Here is a 15,684-nt window from a genome sequence, read left to right as displayed (position 1 = left end):
GGAAGGAAAGGGTCCGTGCTCATACGCCGATTGGCCCAGCTGTACGTCGGATTGGCCCTGTACGGCCTCGGCATCGCCCTGCAGGTCGCCTCCCGGCTGGGCAACGACCCCTGGGACACGCTCCACCAGGGCCTCGCACGCCAGACCGGCCTGTCGATCGGCACCTGGATCATCATCGCGGGCGCCCTGGTCATGCTGCTGTGGATCCCGCTCCGGCAGCGCCCCGGGCTCGGCACGATCAGCAACGTCATCCTCATCGGCGTGTTCACCGACCTGTTCCTCTGGCTGCTGCCCGACCCGCACGGCCTTCCGCTGCGCTCGGGATACCTGGTCGCGGGCATCCTCTTCGGCGGCTTCGCGACGGGCTGCTACATCGGCGCGGGTTTCGGTCCCGGCCCGCGCGACGGGCTGATGACCGGCCTCGCGGCGCGCGGCCACTCCGTACGGATCGTGCGCACCGGCATCGAGGTGACCGTGCTGCTGTTCGGCTGGGCGCTCGGCGGCACCGTCGGCGTCGGCACGCTGCTGTACGCCGTGACGATCGGCCCGCTCGCCCACGTCTTCCTGCCGCTGCTGACGGTCGAGCGTTCCCCGGCGGCGGCCTGACCCGCTGCGGGCTCAGAGGCTCTTGGGGAGCCCCATGCCCTGTTGCGCGCGAGGGTCCCCAACAGCCTCTCAGGCGCCGGGACCGAGCCTGCCGTCGAGATGGTCCCGCGGGCGGCGCACCGACGACAGGGGCGCGGCGACCTCCTCCAGCGAGGTGCGCTCGGCCCGTACGCCCCAGAACGCCGCCACCAGCCCGGCGGCGCCCATGACGCCGGAGGCGACCAGGTAGGCGACGAACAGGCGGCTCCGGTCGGGGTGCGCCTGGTCCCCGATCAGTGAGCCGACGATCGTCGGGCCGAACGAGCCGAACACCTGGGCGATCGCGAAGAACAGGGCGATCGCCTGGGCGCGCAGCTCCATCGGGAAGACCTCGCTGACCGTCAGATAGCCCGAGCTGGCCGCGGCCGACGCGACGAAGAAGATCACCGACCACAGCACGGTCTGCGTGACGGCCGTCAGCAGGCCGCGCTCGAACAGGTAACCGCTGACGGCCATGAGCGCGCCCGAGAAGAGGTACGTGCCCGCGATCATCTGCCGGCGGCCGATCGTGTCGAACAGCCGGCCGAGGAGCAGCGGGCCGAGCAGGTTGCCCACGGCGAAGGGGAAGAAGTACTTGGGCACGTCGTGGTCGGCAACGCCGTAGAAGTGCTTGAGCACCAGCCCGTACGTGAAGAAGATCGCGTTGTACAGGAGGGACTGGCTGATCATCAGGACCGCGCCGAGCACCGAGCGCTTGGGGTACTCACGGAACAGCGTCCGCGCCACCAGCGTGAACGACACCGGCTCGCGCGCCCGTACCTCGATGTACCGGCTCTCGTCGACCGCGGGCAGCCGGGCCCCGGACGCCTCGACCTCGCGTTCGATCCGCGCCACCGTCCGCTCCGCCTCGCGGGCGCGGCCGTGGACGAGCTGCCAGCGCGGGCTCTCCGGCAGCGTACGGCGCAGGCTCCAGATGGCGATGCCGATGAGCGGTCCGATGAGGAACCCGACGCGCCAGCCGATGTCCGGCGGCAGCAGGCGGGGGTCGAGCAGCACGTACTCGCCGAGCGAGGCGAGGATCGCGCCGAACCAGTAGGTGCCGCTGACGGCGAGGTCGACGCGGCCCCGGTACCGCGCGGGGATCAGCTCGTCGATCGCCGAGTGGATCGCGGCGTACTCCCCGCCGATCCCCGCCCCCGCCGCGAACCGGAAGACGAGGAAGATCGGGTAGCCGAACGACAGCGCGGTGAGGGCGTTGGCGGCCAGGTAGAGCCCGAGCGTGACGATGAACAGCCGGCGCCGGCCCAGCCGGTCGGAGATCCGGCCGAAGACCAGCGCGCCCAGCACCTCGCCGAGCAGGAAGACCGTCCCGGCGAAGCCGACCTGGCCGGAGCCGAGGTGAAGCGTGTCCGCGCGTTGCAGCACCGGCCCGACGATGCTGGCGATCTGCACCTCGAGCCCGTCCAGGACCCAGGCGACGCCGAGCGCGGCGATCATCCGGGTGTGGAACCGCGACCAGGGCAGCCGGTCGATCCGGGCGGGCACCAGGCTTCGTACGGTCTCGTCGGTACTGCTCATTCCGCCGCCCCCGATCCGGTGTCGCTCCGGCTTGCGACCAGGCCGATCCACCAAAGCGGCGACCGAGGGATTACTTACCGTCATCGGCATAGGTAAACAGCCGGTCAGGTCGGCAGATTCGCCGGGTACGGGGCGCGGAGCCGCGTTACCGTACGCACTGGGCCGAAATCAGCCACGACAAGGGGGAATCGCATTGTCTGCGCCCATCGAGGACTATGCGCTCATCGGTGATCTGTTCAGCTGCGCTCTCGTCGGACTCGACGGGTCCATCGACTGGCTGTGTCTTCCGCGGCTCGACTCCCCCGCCTGCTTCGCCGGCCTGCTCGGCGACCCGGAGAACGGCCGCTGGCAGATCGCGCCGGTCGCCGGGGGTAAGTCGACCCGGCGGCGCTACCGGGGCGACACGCTCATCCTCGAGACCGAGTGGGAGACCCCGGAGGGCACCGTCCGCGTCGTCGACTTCATGCCCGAGCGCGGCGAAGCGGCGGACGTCGTGCGCATCGTCGAGGGCGTCTCCGGGCGGGTGCCGATGCGCCTGGACCTGCGGATCCGGTTCGACTACGGCCAGGCCATCCCGTGGATGCGGCGGACCGGCGACCACCTCGCCGGCATCGCCGGCCCCGACTCGGTGTGGCTGCGCAGCCCGATCGAGCTGGAGGGGCGCGACTTCGCCCACCGCGCGACGTTCGTCGTCTGCGAGGGCGACTCGCTGCCGTTCGTGTTCACCTGGCATCCCTCGCACCTGCCGGCCCCGCGCGACGTCGACCCGTACGAGGCGCTCGCCGGCACCGAGCGGTTCTGGACCGAGTGGTCCGCGCAGTGCACCTACTCCGGCCGCTACCGCGACGCCGTCGTCCGCTCGCTCGCCACGCTCAAGGCGCTGACGTACGACCCGACCGGCGGCATCGTCGCGGCGGCCACCACCTCCCTGCCCGAGGCGGTCGGCGGCGTGCGCAACTGGGACTACCGCTTCTGCTGGCTGCGCGACGCCACGATGACGCTGGAGGCACTGCTGCGCAGCGGTTACCGCGACGAGGCCAAGGCCTGGCGGTCGTGGCTGATGCGCGCGGTCGCCGGCAGCCCCGAGGACCTGCAGATCATGTACGGCGTGGCCGGCGAACGGCGGCTGGAGGAGTACGAGCTGGGCTGGCTGGCGGGCTATGAGAACTCCCGGCCGGTCCGCGTCGGCAACTCCGCGGCCAAGCAGCTCCAGCTCGACGTGTACGGCGAGGTCGCCGACTCGCTGTACCTCGCCATCAACAGCGGCATCCAGCAGGAACGGCACGCCTGGTCGCTGCAGAGCTCGATGATGGGCTTCGTCGAGCGGCACTGGAGCGACCCGGACGAGGGCCTGTGGGAGGTCCGCGGGCCGCGTCGGCACTTCGTGCACTCCAAGGTCATGACCTGGGTCGCGGTGGACCGCGCCGTCCGCATGGTGGAGAACTTCGACCGGCGCGGCCCGGTCGAGAAGTGGCGCGCGCTGCGCGACGAGATCCACCGTGAGGTCTGCGCGAAGGGCTTCGACGCCGAGCGCAACACCTTCACCCAGTCGTACGGCTCACGTGAGCTGGACGCGGCGCTGCTGCTCATCCCCCGCGTCGGCTTCCTGCCCCCGGACGACCCCCGGGTCATCGGCACGGTCGAGGCGGTGCAGCGGGAGCTGACCACCGACGGGTTCGTCGAGCGGTACGCCACCGGCGAGGAGGAGCACGGCGTCGACGGCCTGCCCGGCCGCGAGGGAGCCTTCCTCGCGTGCAGCTTCTGGCTGGCCGGGGCGCTGCAGCAGATCGGCCGGGGCAAGGAGGCGCGGGACCTGTTCGAGCGGCTGCTGGACCTGCGCAACGACGTCGGCCTGCTCGCCGAGGAGTACGACCCGCGGCTGAAGCGCCAGGTCGGCAACTTCCCGCAGGCGTTCAGCCACGTGCCCCTGGTGCTGACCGCCTACGACCTCGAAGGCCACGACGGCATGCGCGGCGCACGCCACGCCGCCGCCCGGCCGTAGCGGCCGTTCGACCAGGCCCCGCCGGCCGGGGACGGCTTCCGGCGCCCCGGACGGGCCGTCGCTCGCGACGGCCCGTGCCGGTGGCCGGCCTCAGAGGTGGGGAGCCAGGTCGGCGAGCAGGGCCCGCTTGGACCGGGCGCCCACGATCTGGTGGACGACCTCGCCGTCGCGGTAGAGGTTCAGCGTGGGAAAGCCGAGCACCCCGTACCTGCGCGCGATCTCCGGGTGGTCGTCGCCGTTGATCTTGGCGACGGTGAGACGGTCGCCGTACTCCGCCTCCACCTGTTCGAGGATCGGCGCGATCATCCGGCACGGCGGGCACCACTCGGCCCAGAAGTCGACCAGCACCGGCCGGTCGCCGTGGAGCACCTGCGCGTCGAAGTCGTCGGTCGTCAATTCGATCATCGTTTCTCCCCTGATCCGTTCGGCTGCCCCGACGCTAAGCCGTGACACCGGCGTCAAGGTCAAGCCCGCGGCGGCGGATCAGGGAAGGGAGGCGACGAACCGCAGGAAGTCCTGTGGCAGCTGGGCGCGCCCGGTGTCCGCCCGCTCCAGCAGCGTGAGGGTGCCGCGGCGCCACCAGAACAGGTCCGGCGTCAGCGATCCGGGCCCGTCCTCGTGGGCGTCATCGGCGAAGGCGCGCAGGCGCTCGGCGCTGACCAACGCGGTGTCCTTGCGGATCGTGCACGCGGCGATCGTGCTGCGGGTGGGGGCGACGGCGAGCGCGCCGTAGGGGCCGGGGTCGAGGTAGGACTCCAGCCACACCAGGTGCGTCGCGGCGTAGAACGTCGAGCCCTCCAGCACGCGGATGCCGGTGTCGTCGATGACGTCGCACTCGAGCGGGCCGTCGGCGCGGACGCCGTCGCGGCCGACCGCGAACAGCTGGTCGGCGGTCACCGGCCAGCCGACCACGTCATCGGTGACGACCGTGCGCACGGTCGTCGGCGTGTCGGCGACGATCGCCTCGATCAGCCCGGGCGCGAACGGACGGGAGATCAGCCGGGCGGTGCGGGCCTCGGCCGGATAGATCCGCGAGCGCAGCAGCCCGCGCACGAGCGCGAAGTCGCTGAGGTCCAGGGGTTCTTCGATGGCGGTGATGATCGTGCCGACGTGGTCGGCGACCAGCGCGGGCCAGTCGTCGCGCGGCACCTGCCGGGCGAGCTGACGCAGGTTGCGCATGCCGATGTGCAGACGCTGCGGGCCGTCGAGGAGCATCACGTCGCCGGGAACCGCACGGCAGCCGTAGCCGTGGCTCTCGGCGACCAGCACCACGAGCGAGTCGAGCGCGGGGTCGGAACCGTCGGCCGCGGTGGGCCGGCGGTCGCGCCTCTCGAAGGTGGTCACGGTGTCTCCTCGCCAGAGTGGGAGAGCCGCGCCGCGCCGCCGCCCGTGCCCGGACCGAGCACCCGCGCGTCCGCGTCGAGCTCCACCTCGGCACCGAGCCGGATCGTGTGCTGCCCGGGACCGTGGCCGACCGGGATGCCCGCCAGGATCGGCACGCCGAGCGGCACGAGGCGGTCGGCGAAGACCGCGTCGAGGTCGCCGCAGCCGATCCAGGTGCCGAGCACGATGCCGGCGACGCCCTCGAGCCAGCCCGCCTGAAGGAGCTGGGTCAGCATGCGATCGACGCGGTACGGCGCCTCGTTGACGTCTTCCAGGAACGCGATGCGGCCCGTGGCCGGCTCCGGGGCGTGCGGGGTGCCGAGCAGCGACGTGAGCAGCGCCAGGTTGCCGCCCGTCAGCGTGCCGCGCGCCCGGCCGCCGCGCGGGGCGTGCGAACCGCGCACCGTGACGCCCGCGCCGAACAGCGCCTCGCGCAGGTGCGCGATCGTGTCCGGCTCTTCGTCGGCCAGGGTGGAGACGACCATCGGCCCGAACGAGGTCGGCACGCCGAGGCGGCGGCCGAACGCGACGTGCAGGGCGGTGATGTCGCTGGACCCGTGCAGGATCTTGGGCGTCGCGCGGGCCATCGTGTCCCAGTCGAGGTGGTCGAGCACCCGCGCGGCGCCGTAGCCGCCACGCGCGCAGAACACCGCCGAGATCGCCGGGTCGCACCAGGCCTCCTGCAGGTCGGCGGCGCGATCGTCGTCGGATCCGGCGAGGTAGGTCAAACCCGACGGGGCACGGTCGAAGGCGTGCTTGCCGACGATCACCTCGAGACCGAGGGAGCGCAGCACCGCGCAGCCGCGCTCGAGCCGCTCCGGCTCCGCGGGATAGCTCGGAGCGACCACGGCGACCCTGTCCCCCGCTCGAAGTGAGGGTGGTCCGCCCCCGAGGTCGCCCATGTAAGTCTCCTTGTTATGTGGTCGGTCAGAGCATGACACCAGTGGACCCCGAAGCGGAAGAGGTCATAAACCACACGCTTGCAATTCGTCGTCAACAGGTCTCTGACAGGAGTGTCGGGAGGACGGTGCCGATCGGCTCGCGTACGATGGCGTCGGCGAGACGGTCGTACGGCGTTTCCTGCGCATTGACGATGACGAGCCGCGCGCCGCTCTCGACCGCCTCCACGCAGAGCCCGGCCGCGGGCTGCACGCCGAGCGAGGAACCGACCGCGAGAAAGACGTCGCACTCGCGCGCCGCCCGCTCCGCGGCGGCGAAGACCTCCGGCTTCAGCGGCTGCCCGAACGAGATCGTCGCGGACTTCTGGATGCCGCCGCACTCCGGGCACGGCGGGTCCTCCTCGCCCTGGTCGATGCGGGCGAGGACCTCCGGCATCGGCGTGCGTCTCCCGCACATGAGGCACTCGGCCTCCAGCATCGTGCCGTGCACCTCGATGACCAGGTCCGGATCCGACCCGGCCTTCTGGTGCAGCCCGTCGATGTTCTGGGTGACGATCGCCCGGAGCCGCCCGGCCCGCTCCAGGTCCACGAGCGCGCGGTGCCCGGCGTTCGGCTCGGCGCCCCAGGCCGGGTGGTCGCGCCGTGACCGCCAGGCGCGCCGGCGTACGGCGGGGTCGGCGACGTACACGTCGATGGTGGACATCGCGGCCGCCTGCGGATCCTTGGTCCACACGCCCTGCGGACCTCGGAAGTCCGGGATGCCGCTGTCGGTGCTGATGCCCGCCCCGGTGAGCACGGTCACCGCGCTCGCGTTCCGGAGCCATTCGCCGATCATGATCCAGAGCCTATGCCGTGACCGGTACCGGACACCCGGCCCGGGGCCACGCCACGCGGAACCTTCCCGCGATGCGCCCTAGAACCAGGTGCGGACCAGATCGATCACCGTGTCGCCGTCCACGACCGCGAGCAGCTGCCACTTGTCGAACACCGTGCACGGATGGGACGGACCGCAGTCGACCCAGTCGCCCACCTCGGCCGTGGTGCCGGGGGCGAGCCGGAGGAACGCGTGCTGGTCGTTGAGCGCCGTCACCCGGCTCCCGGTCGCCGGCGAGCGGGAGCCGTCGGCGTGGCGTACGGTGTGCGGCTCGGGCAGGCCCTGGTCGAAGGAGACGTCGCGGCGGCCGAGGGTGAGCAGCGCGAGGTCGGGCTCGGGACGGGAGGTCACCTGCGCCCACGCGTGCAGGGCCGGCCGGAACGGCGTGTCCCCGGCCCGGCCGAGCGGTGAGATGTCGCGGTAGAAGCCGTCGTCGTGGGTGATGTAGGCGCCGCTGCGCAGCACGGTGCGGGCGCCGTCGAACACGTCCGCGACCTGGTCGAAGAAGGCGCTGCCGCCCGCGCTGAGGATGGCGTCCTCGGGCAGGTCGAGCCGGCCCGCCAGATCGCGCAGGTCCCGCAGGTACCGATCGACGGTCGCGAGGCTCTCCGGCGTGGCACCGTGCGCGATCGCGCCCTCGTACCCGGCCACGCCGGCGAGCCGCAGCCCATCCGCGCCCCGGACCGCGCGGGCCACGGCCTCGGCCGTGGCGACGTCACGCACGCCGGCACGCCCGTCCGGCGCGCCGAGCTCGACCAGCACGTCCACCGGGCGCGGCGCGCCGCGCAGCGCCGCCGCCATGATCTCCACGCCGCGCACGGAGTCGGCGAAGCAGAACAGCGCGAACTCCGGGTCGCGCGCGAGCTCGCCGGCGACCCACCGCAGCCCGGCCGGGTCGACGAGCTGGTTGGCGACGATGACCCGGCGGACGCCGAAGGCCCGTGCCACGCGAAGCTGGGCGAAGTTGGCGACGGTGATCCCCCAGGCCCCGTGCTCGAGCTGGCGCGCGAACAGCTGCGGGGCCATCGTGGTCTTGCCGTGCGGCGCGAGCAGCACGCCGCGCCGTTCGCACCAGTCGCGCATGGTCGTCAGATTGTGCTCCAGCGCGGCGGCGTCGAGGACGACGAGCGGCGGGTGGAAACCGCCGTCGAAGAGGTTCCGGCGCTCGGCGGCGAGCTCCGCCACGGTCATCCCGGCGGCGTCCGCCGGCATTCCCTTGAACCGCCAGTCGATCCGTTCCTCACCCAGCCGTCGCAGCGCGCCGGCATCCATCACGGTCCACCGCCCTTCACCCGATGTGCCGCCTCCGGTGATCTCGCGGGCGGCGCCACCCCACGCTATGCCCTGCCGGGGCGTTCACCGCCGTCCCGGGTCGCTCTCAGCCGCTTGGCCCGGAGCGCCGAGCGGTCGAAGATCAGAGGATGAGCGCGGGCAAAGGCGGAGCGTCCTTCCCCGGCCGTCCGCCGGAAGCGGGTGCCGGCCCGGGGCGGCGGCACGCCGTGGTGCGGCGACCGGCGAACGGTCTCATCGGCCGGCCGGGCGTCCGGTACGCCGCGGCCACGTCGCGGGCTGAGGCGTTCCTCGCCCGTCCGCGACGCTGGTATGCCGCAGTCCCGGTGTGGGCGAGAGAAACCGCTCTTTGCCTCGTGGCCGCCGCGGCCACCGTTTACCGGATCGGCACGGGGACGCTGGCCGCCGGTGACCGTGCTCCCGACCTGGGGGCGTACGGCATCGGACTGGCGATGGTGCTGGCGCTGGCGATGCGGCGAAGGTGGCCCTCGGTCACGCTCGCGGTCACCGGCCTGCTGTGGACGATTTACCACATCGATGACTATCCGGGCGGAGCGCCCGCCGTTGCGCTGTGGATCGCGCTGTACTCGGCGGCGATCGCGCCGCGCCGGTGGTTCGCCCTTTCCATCGCCGGGTCGCTGATCGTCTCCGATGTGCTGGGCCGGACCCAGCACGGCCGCGCAGGAGTATTCGACGCGGTGCTGGACGGAACGACCGTGGTGTTCGTCTCCATGCTGCTCCTCGGCGACGCCGTGCGGAGCCGTCGCGGCCGGCGGGACGAGTACGAGGCGCGGCTCGCATTGCTCGCGGCCCAGCGCGACCACATCGCCGCGAAGCGCGTCGCCGAGGAACGGGCCCGAATCGCCCGGGACCTGCACGACGTGTCCGCCCACACCCTCACCGTGATCAGCCTGCACGCGAACCTGGCCGCGGAGCTGCTCACGGAGGACCTGACGCAGGCGGACGAAGCGCTGGGGGTGGTGCGCCAGGCCACCCGCGAGGTACTGGCAGAACTACGGGCGGCCGTCGGCGTGCTACGGGACGGCACCACCGTCCAGGACCCGGAGGCGCCGGCGACCCTCGGCGTCCGTCACCTCGGCGAGCTGGCGCGGGCGTACGGCGGGCACGGTCCGCGTGTCGAGATCCACGTCGAGGGCGAGCCCCGGGGGCTGCCACGCCTCGTCGACGTGACGGCCTACCGGATCGTGCAGGAAGCGCTGGCGAACGCCGTCCGCCATGCCGATCCTCGCTCGGTGGAGATCGTTCTTCGATACCGTCCCGAGGGCCTTGCCGTCGAGGTGCGCGACGACGGCGCCACTCCCCCGGCCGTCCCCTCATGCGCGGATCGCGAGCCGGCGGGGTTCGGGCTTCGCGGAATGGCCGAACGGGTGGCCGTGCTCGACGGCGACCTGACCGCCGGGCCCTACGAAGACCCTGGTACGGGTGAGCGGGGTTTCCGGGTACGCGCCTGGCTTCCTCTGGGAGGAGAACATGAGCATCCGCGTCCTGCTGGCCGATGACCAGACGCTCGTCCGGGCCGGGATCCGAAGGCTTCTCGAACGCACGGACGACATCGAGGTCGTCGGCGAGGCGGCCGACGGCGACGAGGCGATCACGCTGGCCCGCGCCCACCGTCCCGACGTCGTCCTGATGGACGTGCGGATGCCGGGAACCGATGGTCTGGCCGCCACGTGGACGATTCTCGCCGATGAGAGTCTTGCCGCTACCAAGGTCGTGGTACTGACGACGTTCGACCTCGACCAGTACATCTTCGAGGCGCTGCACGCGGGCGCGAGCGGCTTCCTGTTGAAGGACCTCGAGCCCGACGCGCTGCGCCATGCGGTGCGTACGGTGACCGCCGGGGACGCGCTGCTCGCACCGCGGGTCACCCGCAGGTTGATCTCGACGTTCGTGCGCCGGGCCGGGCGTGTACGGGTTCCTCCGGAACGGCTGGAGACACTGACCGACCGGGAGCGCGAGGTCGTCCCGCTGGTGGCGCAAGGCCTGACGAACGAGGAGATCGGCGACTGGCTGGGGATGCGCCCGCTGACCGCCAAGACACACGTCAACCGGGCGATGGCCAAGCTCGGCGCGCGTGACCGTGCACAACTCGTCGTCTTCGCCTACCAGTGGGGTCTGGTCGGGTTGCCCCCAGGATGAGGCCCGCTACTGCGAACGCAGTGGGCGGGTCCCGACTCGCGGCCGATGTCATCGGCCGCGGCGATTTCTAGCGTTCTGAGCATGCGAACGTCAACGAGAATGATCGCGGGCGCGTCTCTCATCATCGCCCCCGCGGTACAGGCACTGTCCACTTTCTTCTGGGACGGCCACCGGCAGGGCCTCACCACCGGTGTGCTGATCGTCATCGCCACCGTGTGCTGGATCACCGGGATCGTCGCCGTCTTCCGTCTGATCGAACCGCGTGTCCCGCGCTACGCGGCGATCGGCCTGCCGGCGGCGATCTACGGATGCGTCGGCGGCGTGTCATTCGCCGTGCAAGGCATGAACGAGGAGCTCTTCCACGTCTCCCACGCCGAGGCCGTACAGCTGCTGAACGAGCATCCGCCGGCCGCGTTCTTCGGCTTCTGGATCGCGGGCCTGTTCTTCCCCGTCAGCCTGTTCGTGCTGGGCCTCGTCCTCGCCCTGATCAGGGCGGTGCCCGTCGCGACCGGCCTGCTCATCTCCGCCGGCGCGATCGCGTTCCCGATCAGCCGCATCCCGCGCGAGGTCGCCTTCGCGCACCTGGCCGATCTGATCCTTCTCATCTCCTTCGCCTCTCTCGGCGTCCTGCTCGCCACCGGAAGGATGGGCCTGCTCTCGCGGGACCGCCCGGCGACGCCCGCGCCGGACCTGAACCGCACGCAGCCGGGCTCGGTGTAGCCGGCGTGGCGCCACGGTCACAGTCCCCGGAGGAAGGCGAGGGCGCGCTCCCAAGCCGCCCGTGCCGGCGACTCATGGTGGTCGGCCAGGTCCGGGTCAGTGAACAGGTGGCCCGCGCCCGGGTAACGGAACAGCTCCGCCCGCGTACACGGTGTCCTCGCGCGCGTACGGCGCGGCAGCGGCGGCGGCACGCCGGGCCGGCTCGTCGCCGCCGATCTCATCCTTGATCCTGATACCGCTCTCGGCGTCGTCCGCCGTGCGGCCGTCGTACCGGTCGGGGGCCACCACCTCGTGCCCGGTGGCGGCACGGATGCGGGCCGCGGCGTCGAGCACCGCGGGCCGCAGTCCGTACATCGAATGCAGCAGAACGACGGTGATCCCGCCATCTTGGCAGCGTCCCGGCGAGCGGTCGAGGTCACGCCTCGATGAACACCAGGTCCTCGGGCGGGTGGGTGAGCCGGACCTTCTGGCCGGACACGGCGGTGACGGTGTCCAGGCCGGTCGCGTGCGCCTCGGAGATCACGAACAGCCGGTCGTTCCGTGCGGCGAGGAAGGCGGTGAACCGGTCGAGGGACACGTCGCCGGCGCCCAGGGCCAGGTAGTCGGCGAGCCGCCGGAACAGCTTCGGCAGGATCACGATGTGGTCGTCCAGGTCGGCCAGGCCGGTCACGGTCGCGCCGCTCGTGGTGGCGTCGCCGCTCCACACGCCGTGGCCCTCGGCGCGCGCGGCCTGGGTGGCGGTGGTCAGTTCGGCGCGCAGGTCGGGATACAGCCTGCTGTAGAACGTCGGGTACACCAGCCCCTCGGACAGCAGCCGGTGGTTCACGCTCTCGCGCAGCGTGTCCGCGGTGACCCGCACCTGCGCGAGGTCGGTCTCCTCGCTCCCGCCCGCGTACGCGAACGCCACCGGCCGCCCGTACTTGTCGGCGAACCGGGTCAGGATGTGACCCGGCGTCTCGTCCGGCGTGGCGCTGGTGACGGTCTCCCGGTCGCGCTTGACGTCGCCGAAGCCCAGCAGGGCCAGCAGCCGGTCGGCGGCCGCGTGCGCGAGCGGCAGCGGCTGGTGCCGGGTGAAGCCCCCATGACCGTGCGGCGTGTAGTGCGTCTCGAGCGCGTCGATGGCGTCGAGCCGCAGTTGCACGCCGCCGGCCGCGCTGAGGTGCGCGTTCATGCGCAGTTTGACGAACGCCTCCGCGTCGTCGGGGTAGAAGTGGATCGAGTCGCCGTCGGGCTGGCTGTGCAGGATCCGGTAGGAACCCTTGATCAGGCGTAGCGGCATCGTGGCCCCCCTCCGCACGGCGGCGTTCACCGTCGCGCACGTGCCCCCGGCGCCGGCGGCCCGCGCCGGCGTCTGTGATCGCCGCAGTCAACCAGCCGGAGCGGGCGTGATCGTGTACCCGCGCCGATATCCGCAGGTCAGAGCCTGGCAAAGGTCTGTCCGGGTAGAGTCGGCGCCGTGGTCACGACCGTCGCGCCGGCGGCGCGGAAAGGACGGAGACGGTGCGCCGCGGGCGCTCGCGGACGGCGCGCCCGCGCGTCGGCCCGGCGTGACCAGAAAGGTGGCGAAGTCAGTACCATCCTCTAGGAGCCGACGGTGCCGGACCCTATGGCCGGCGCCAAGAGATGAGTAATTCGCATGAGTGACAAGATCGCTTTTCACACCGCGAAGGCCCCCCGGCCCGCCGCGGCCTACAGCCAGGGCGTCCGCAAGGGCGGCATCCTCCAGGTCGCCGGCCAGGTCCCGGTCGACCCCGCCACCGGGCTCGTCGTCGGCGAGACCGCGGGCGAGCAGACCCGCCAGGCGCTGGAGAACGTCCGGGCGGTGCTGGAGGAGGCCGGCTCCGGCTTCGACGACGTCGTGATGCTGCGGGTCTACCTGACGCGCCGGGAGGACTTCGCGGCGATGAACGCGGTGTACGAGGAATACGTCCGCGAGCCCTATCCCGCGCGTACGACGGTGTTCGTCGGGCTGGCCGAGGGCCTGCTCGTCGAGATCGACGCGCTCGCGGTCGTCGGCTGACGAGCGCCGGCGAAGCGGCCCCGCCCGAGGTGACACGCTGGTGACACCCCCACGCTCCACGTCTCCACACATCCTGGTGGTGAACGGCACCAAGGTCCGGCGTCCGGTCTTCCTGCTCGGCGCGCCCCACTCGGGCACCGACCTGGTGGCCCGCGCGATCCGGCACTCCGCGGCCTTCCACCTGACGATGGGCCGCCCCAACGTGGTGCGCACGGTCTACGCGTTCGCCCGCCGCCCCTCGATCGCGAGCGAGCGGGGAGCGGGCGCGGCCCGGGTGATGCGCGACGCGTACGCGCAGAGCTGGCAGGTCACCACGGACGGGTGCGGTGAGTGCCCGGCGCAGTGCCGCGACCTGGGGCGCCTCGGCCCGGACGGCGTCTGCGCCGACCCGCGCGGCATCCAGCGGTTCGCCGACGCGACGCCCGACCTGATCTACAGCACCGACGTCATCCTGGACGCCTTCCCCGACGCGCAGCTGATCCAGGTGATCCGCGACGGCCGTGACGTCGTCGCCGGGATGATCTCCGACGAGCGCTGCCTCGCCTGGTTCCGTCCCGGTTTCGCCAACCTGGACGAGGTGTTCCCCAACGCCTTCCTCGGCGTCGAGGACGCCACCGAGCGGGCGCGCTGGCCGCGCGCGGGCGTGGCGGTCAAGTGCGCGCTCCGCTGGCGCGGGTCGATCCGGCTCAGCGCCCGGCTGCGCGCCCAGACGCCCGACGAGCAGCTGTTCACCGTCCGCTACGAGGACCTGGTCACCCGCACCCGCGAGGTCCTGGGCGACATCTCCGACTACCTCGGACAGCGGATCGCCAAGAGCGCGCTGCACGGCGTCGGCGACGATGACATCGGCATGTGGCAGGACCACCTCACGCCCAAGCAGGTCACCCAGGTGGAGAAGATCGCCGGGACGGAGCTCCGCCGGCTCGGCTACCGGCCGAGCGGACGCGAATGGCCGACGGCCGGCACCCGTTCGTAGCTCCAGCCGATCACCAGACCGGCCGCGCCGCAACCGACGAGGAGCGCGGCGAACCGCCGTACCCCGCGTTTCGTCCTGCTCATCGCACTCACTCCGCGGTGAAGAGAATCGCCTGCCGCCTCCCAGAGTGGACCGGACGTGCGACAGAAGTGTGGACTTGAGGATGCGCCTGCGTTAAGTACGCCGGGCGGGCGCCGTCACCCGGCCGGGCGGCGCCGGGCGGATCGGTCCGCCCGGCGCCGCCCGGGTCACTTCGTTCGCCAGCGCGGCCGGGTCTCGCCGGACTTCTTGGTGCACGTCAGCTTCTTGCCCGTGGAGGACGTGGCGGTCGCCCCGGCCCGCGAGCAGAACTCACCGGCGCGCGCCCCGGTGGCCGGGGCCTGGGAGTACCAGCGGGCCCGCTTGTCGCCGGGCTTCTTGAGACAGCGGGCCCAGCCGCCGTTCGCGGTCCGGCCCACCGTGTCGGTCGCCTTGCAGAAGCCGCCGACCCGTACGGTGCCGGCGACGGTCGCCGAGGCGGACGGCGCGCGCGTCGCGGCCGGCGCATGGTGCCGCGCCTTGGGGCTCGCGCTGTGCGCGACCGTGGCGGCCTTCTTGCTCCCTCCACACCCGGTGAGCGGCATGACCGCGCTCAGGGCGACGCACGTCAGGACGAGCGGACGATTCATCTGGTCCCCCGATGTCGACGCGCCCCCGCTCCGGTTCGGGGCTCAGGGGCTGAAGTAGTGCTGCATGCGCTCGATCCGGCCCTGGCCGTCGAACCAGAGCTCGAACATGTGGGCGCGGTCCGGCAGCGGGTGAAGCCGCCGGCTCAACCGCCGCAGGTCGTCGCCCAGCTGCGCCGGGGTCAGCCGGACGCCGCGCACGTAGTCGGTGACGCCGTGCTCGACGATCGGCGCCGACGCGCGGATCACCGCTCCCGGTGCGATCGTCAACGGCGCGTAGTGCCCGACCGATACCGGACGCACCGTCTCGGGTCCCCCGCGCCGCACCATGCGGGCCGGCGCGAACAGGACGCGGTCCGGGCTCGCCCCCGCCCGCACGAGGCCGAACACCTTGGAGCGGCCCGCGTACACCGGGTCCGCGCCGGCCGGCGCTCCGATGAGGAGCAGACCGCACGCCAGCGAGACGGCGGCCATCACCCAGCGTGCCGGGGCGATGTACGCAGTGCTCACACCGCTGGGTCTACCCCTGCCC

General features: G+C 72.3%; 17 protein-coding genes. 7 read left to right on the top strand and 10 right to left on the bottom strand.

From position 1 onward, the window contains the following. Positions 1-15 precede the first annotated feature (15 nt). On the top strand, positions 16-606 hold the full coding sequence (gene yczE / locus ABEA10_RS44820; protein WP_345474799.1) for a membrane protein YczE: 591 nt from the start codon (positions 16-18) through the stop codon (positions 604-606). A 69-nt stretch (positions 607-675) separates the two neighbouring features. On the opposite strand, the gene ABEA10_RS44815 is transcribed toward yczE, so the two are convergent. Then, positions 676-2,163, bottom strand: coding sequence for an MFS transporter (locus ABEA10_RS44815; protein WP_345474797.1), 1,488 nt, complete (start codon positions 2,161-2,163; stop codon positions 676-678). Between the two features lie 193 nt (positions 2,164-2,356). Here ABEA10_RS44815 and ABEA10_RS44810 point away from each other — a divergent pair, with 193 nt between their 5' ends. Continuing rightward, positions 2,357-4,165 (top strand): glycoside hydrolase family 15 protein, encoded by a 1,809-nt coding sequence (locus ABEA10_RS44810; RefSeq protein ID WP_345474796.1) that lies wholly within the window; start codon positions 2,357-2,359, stop codon positions 4,163-4,165. Positions 4,166-4,255: 90 nt separating this feature from the next. Here the strand turns inward: ABEA10_RS44810 and trxA are convergent, their stop codons facing one another. From trxA to ABEA10_RS44785, 5 genes are all read right to left on the bottom strand, one after another. Then, positions 4,256-4,570, bottom strand: coding sequence for a thioredoxin (trxA, locus tag ABEA10_RS44805; protein WP_329234373.1), 315 nt, complete (start codon positions 4,568-4,570; stop codon positions 4,256-4,258). Positions 4,571-4,648: 78 nt separating this feature from the next. Then, the gene (locus tag ABEA10_RS44800; RefSeq protein ID WP_345474793.1) at positions 4,649-5,509 is read right to left on the bottom strand and encodes a hypothetical protein; all 861 of its coding nucleotides are present in this window, start codon (positions 5,507-5,509) and stop codon (positions 4,649-4,651) included. Continuing rightward, positions 5,506-6,450, bottom strand: a complete 945-nt coding sequence (locus ABEA10_RS44795) for a S66 peptidase family protein (RefSeq protein ID WP_345474791.1) — start codon at positions 6,448-6,450, stop codon at positions 5,506-5,508. The genes ABEA10_RS44800 and ABEA10_RS44795 overlap by 4 nt, the downstream gene beginning before the upstream one ends. A gap of 91 nt (positions 6,451-6,541) precedes the next feature. Continuing rightward, the gene (locus ABEA10_RS44790; RefSeq protein WP_345474789.1) at positions 6,542-7,282 is read right to left on the bottom strand and encodes an SIR2 family NAD-dependent protein deacylase; all 741 of its coding nucleotides are present in this window, start codon (positions 7,280-7,282) and stop codon (positions 6,542-6,544) included. A 78-nt stretch (positions 7,283-7,360) separates the two neighbouring features. Then, a complete protein-coding gene (locus ABEA10_RS44785) occupies positions 7,361-8,593 on the bottom strand; it encodes an amino acid deaminase (RefSeq protein ID WP_345474914.1) in 1,233 nt (410 codons plus the stop codon). A 149-nt stretch (positions 8,594-8,742) separates the two neighbouring features. Between ABEA10_RS44785 and ABEA10_RS44780 the strand changes: the two genes are divergently transcribed. From ABEA10_RS44780 to ABEA10_RS44770, 3 genes are all read left to right on the top strand, one after another. After that, on the top strand, positions 8,743-10,131 hold the full coding sequence (locus ABEA10_RS44780) for a sensor histidine kinase (RefSeq protein ID WP_345474787.1): 1,389 nt from the start codon (positions 8,743-8,745) through the stop codon (positions 10,129-10,131). Then, a complete protein-coding gene (locus ABEA10_RS44775; protein ID WP_345474785.1) occupies positions 10,103-10,771 on the top strand; it encodes a response regulator transcription factor in 669 nt (222 codons plus the stop codon). Before ABEA10_RS44780 ends, ABEA10_RS44775 begins: the two co-directional genes overlap by 29 nt. An 81-nt stretch (positions 10,772-10,852) precedes the next feature. Further along, positions 10,853-11,491 carry a hypothetical protein gene (locus tag ABEA10_RS44770; protein WP_345474783.1) on the top strand — a complete coding sequence of 213 codons (639 nt, stop codon included), beginning with the start codon at positions 10,853-10,855 and terminating at the stop codon, positions 11,489-11,491. A 96-nt stretch (positions 11,492-11,587) separates the two neighbouring features. Here ABEA10_RS44770 and ABEA10_RS44765 read toward each other — a convergent pair whose 3' ends face one another. Further along, on the bottom strand, positions 11,588-11,845 hold the full coding sequence (locus ABEA10_RS44765; protein WP_345474781.1) for a hypothetical protein: 258 nt from the start codon (positions 11,843-11,845) through the stop codon (positions 11,588-11,590). A gap of 61 nt (positions 11,846-11,906) precedes the next feature. Then, on the bottom strand, positions 11,907-12,770 hold the full coding sequence (locus ABEA10_RS44760; protein WP_345474779.1) for a thermonuclease family protein: 864 nt from the start codon (positions 12,768-12,770) through the stop codon (positions 11,907-11,909). A gap of 357 nt (positions 12,771-13,127) precedes the next feature. Here ABEA10_RS44760 and ABEA10_RS44755 point away from each other — a divergent pair, with 357 nt between their 5' ends. Beyond that, entirely contained in the window at positions 13,128-13,511 is a 384-nt protein-coding gene (locus ABEA10_RS44755) for a RidA family protein (protein ID WP_329234343.1), read from the top strand. 40 nt (positions 13,512-13,551) lie between these two features. After that, positions 13,552-14,487, top strand: a complete 936-nt coding sequence (locus ABEA10_RS44750) for a sulfotransferase family protein (RefSeq protein ID WP_329234339.1) — start codon at positions 13,552-13,554, stop codon at positions 14,485-14,487. Positions 14,488-14,735: 248 nt separating this feature from the next. Here the strand turns inward: ABEA10_RS44750 and ABEA10_RS44745 are convergent, their stop codons facing one another. Then, positions 14,736-15,155, bottom strand: a complete 420-nt coding sequence (locus ABEA10_RS44745) for a hypothetical protein (RefSeq protein WP_345474775.1) — start codon at positions 15,153-15,155, stop codon at positions 14,736-14,738. 42 nt (positions 15,156-15,197) lie between these two features. Beyond that, a complete protein-coding gene (locus tag ABEA10_RS44740) occupies positions 15,198-15,662 on the bottom strand; it encodes a hypothetical protein (protein ID WP_345474773.1) in 465 nt (154 codons plus the stop codon). Positions 15,663-15,684: the final 22 nt, after the last annotated feature.

Source organism: Actinoallomurus oryzae (assembly GCF_039541955.1).
GTDB lineage: Bacteria > Actinomycetota > Actinomycetes > Streptosporangiales > Streptosporangiaceae > Actinoallomurus > Actinoallomurus oryzae.
This window is presented reverse-complemented; position numbering and strand designations above follow the sequence as displayed.

Bases quoted from the DNA above. Each gene is read 5' to 3' on its own strand.
- ABEA10_RS44755 (WP_329234343.1), top strand. From the start codon at position 13,128: ATGAGTGACAAGATCGCTTTTCACACCGCGAAGGCCCCCCGGCCCGCC.
- ABEA10_RS44760 (WP_345474779.1), bottom strand. From the start codon at position 12,770: ATGCCGCTACGCCTGATCAAGGGTTCCTACCGGATCCTGCACAGCCAG.
- ABEA10_RS44770 (WP_345474783.1), top strand. From the start codon at position 10,853: ATGCGAACGTCAACGAGAATGATCGCGGGCGCGTCTCTCATCATCGCC.
- ABEA10_RS44790 (WP_345474789.1), bottom strand. From the start codon at position 7,282: ATGATCGGCGAATGGCTCCGGAACGCGAGCGCGGTGACCGTGCTCACC.
- ABEA10_RS44745 (WP_345474775.1), bottom strand. From the start codon at position 15,155: ATGAATCGTCCGCTCGTCCTGACGTGCGTCGCCCTGAGCGCGGTCATG.
- trxA (WP_329234373.1), bottom strand. From the start codon at position 4,570: ATGATCGAATTGACGACCGACGACTTCGACGCGCAGGTGCTCCACGGC.
- ABEA10_RS44785 (WP_345474914.1), bottom strand. From the start codon at position 8,593: ATGGATGCCGGCGCGCTGCGACGGCTGGGTGAGGAACGGATCGACTGG.
- ABEA10_RS44775 (WP_345474785.1), top strand. From the start codon at position 10,103: ATGAGCATCCGCGTCCTGCTGGCCGATGACCAGACGCTCGTCCGGGCC.
- ABEA10_RS44815 (WP_345474797.1), bottom strand. From the start codon at position 2,163: ATGAGCAGTACCGACGAGACCGTACGAAGCCTGGTGCCCGCCCGGATC.
- ABEA10_RS44780 (WP_345474787.1), top strand. From the start codon at position 8,743: ATGAGCGCGGGCAAAGGCGGAGCGTCCTTCCCCGGCCGTCCGCCGGAA.
- ABEA10_RS44765 (WP_345474781.1), bottom strand. From the start codon at position 11,845: ATGTACGGACTGCGGCCCGCGGTGCTCGACGCCGCGGCCCGCATCCGT.
- ABEA10_RS44795 (WP_345474791.1), bottom strand. From the start codon at position 6,450: ATGGGCGACCTCGGGGGCGGACCACCCTCACTTCGAGCGGGGGACAGG.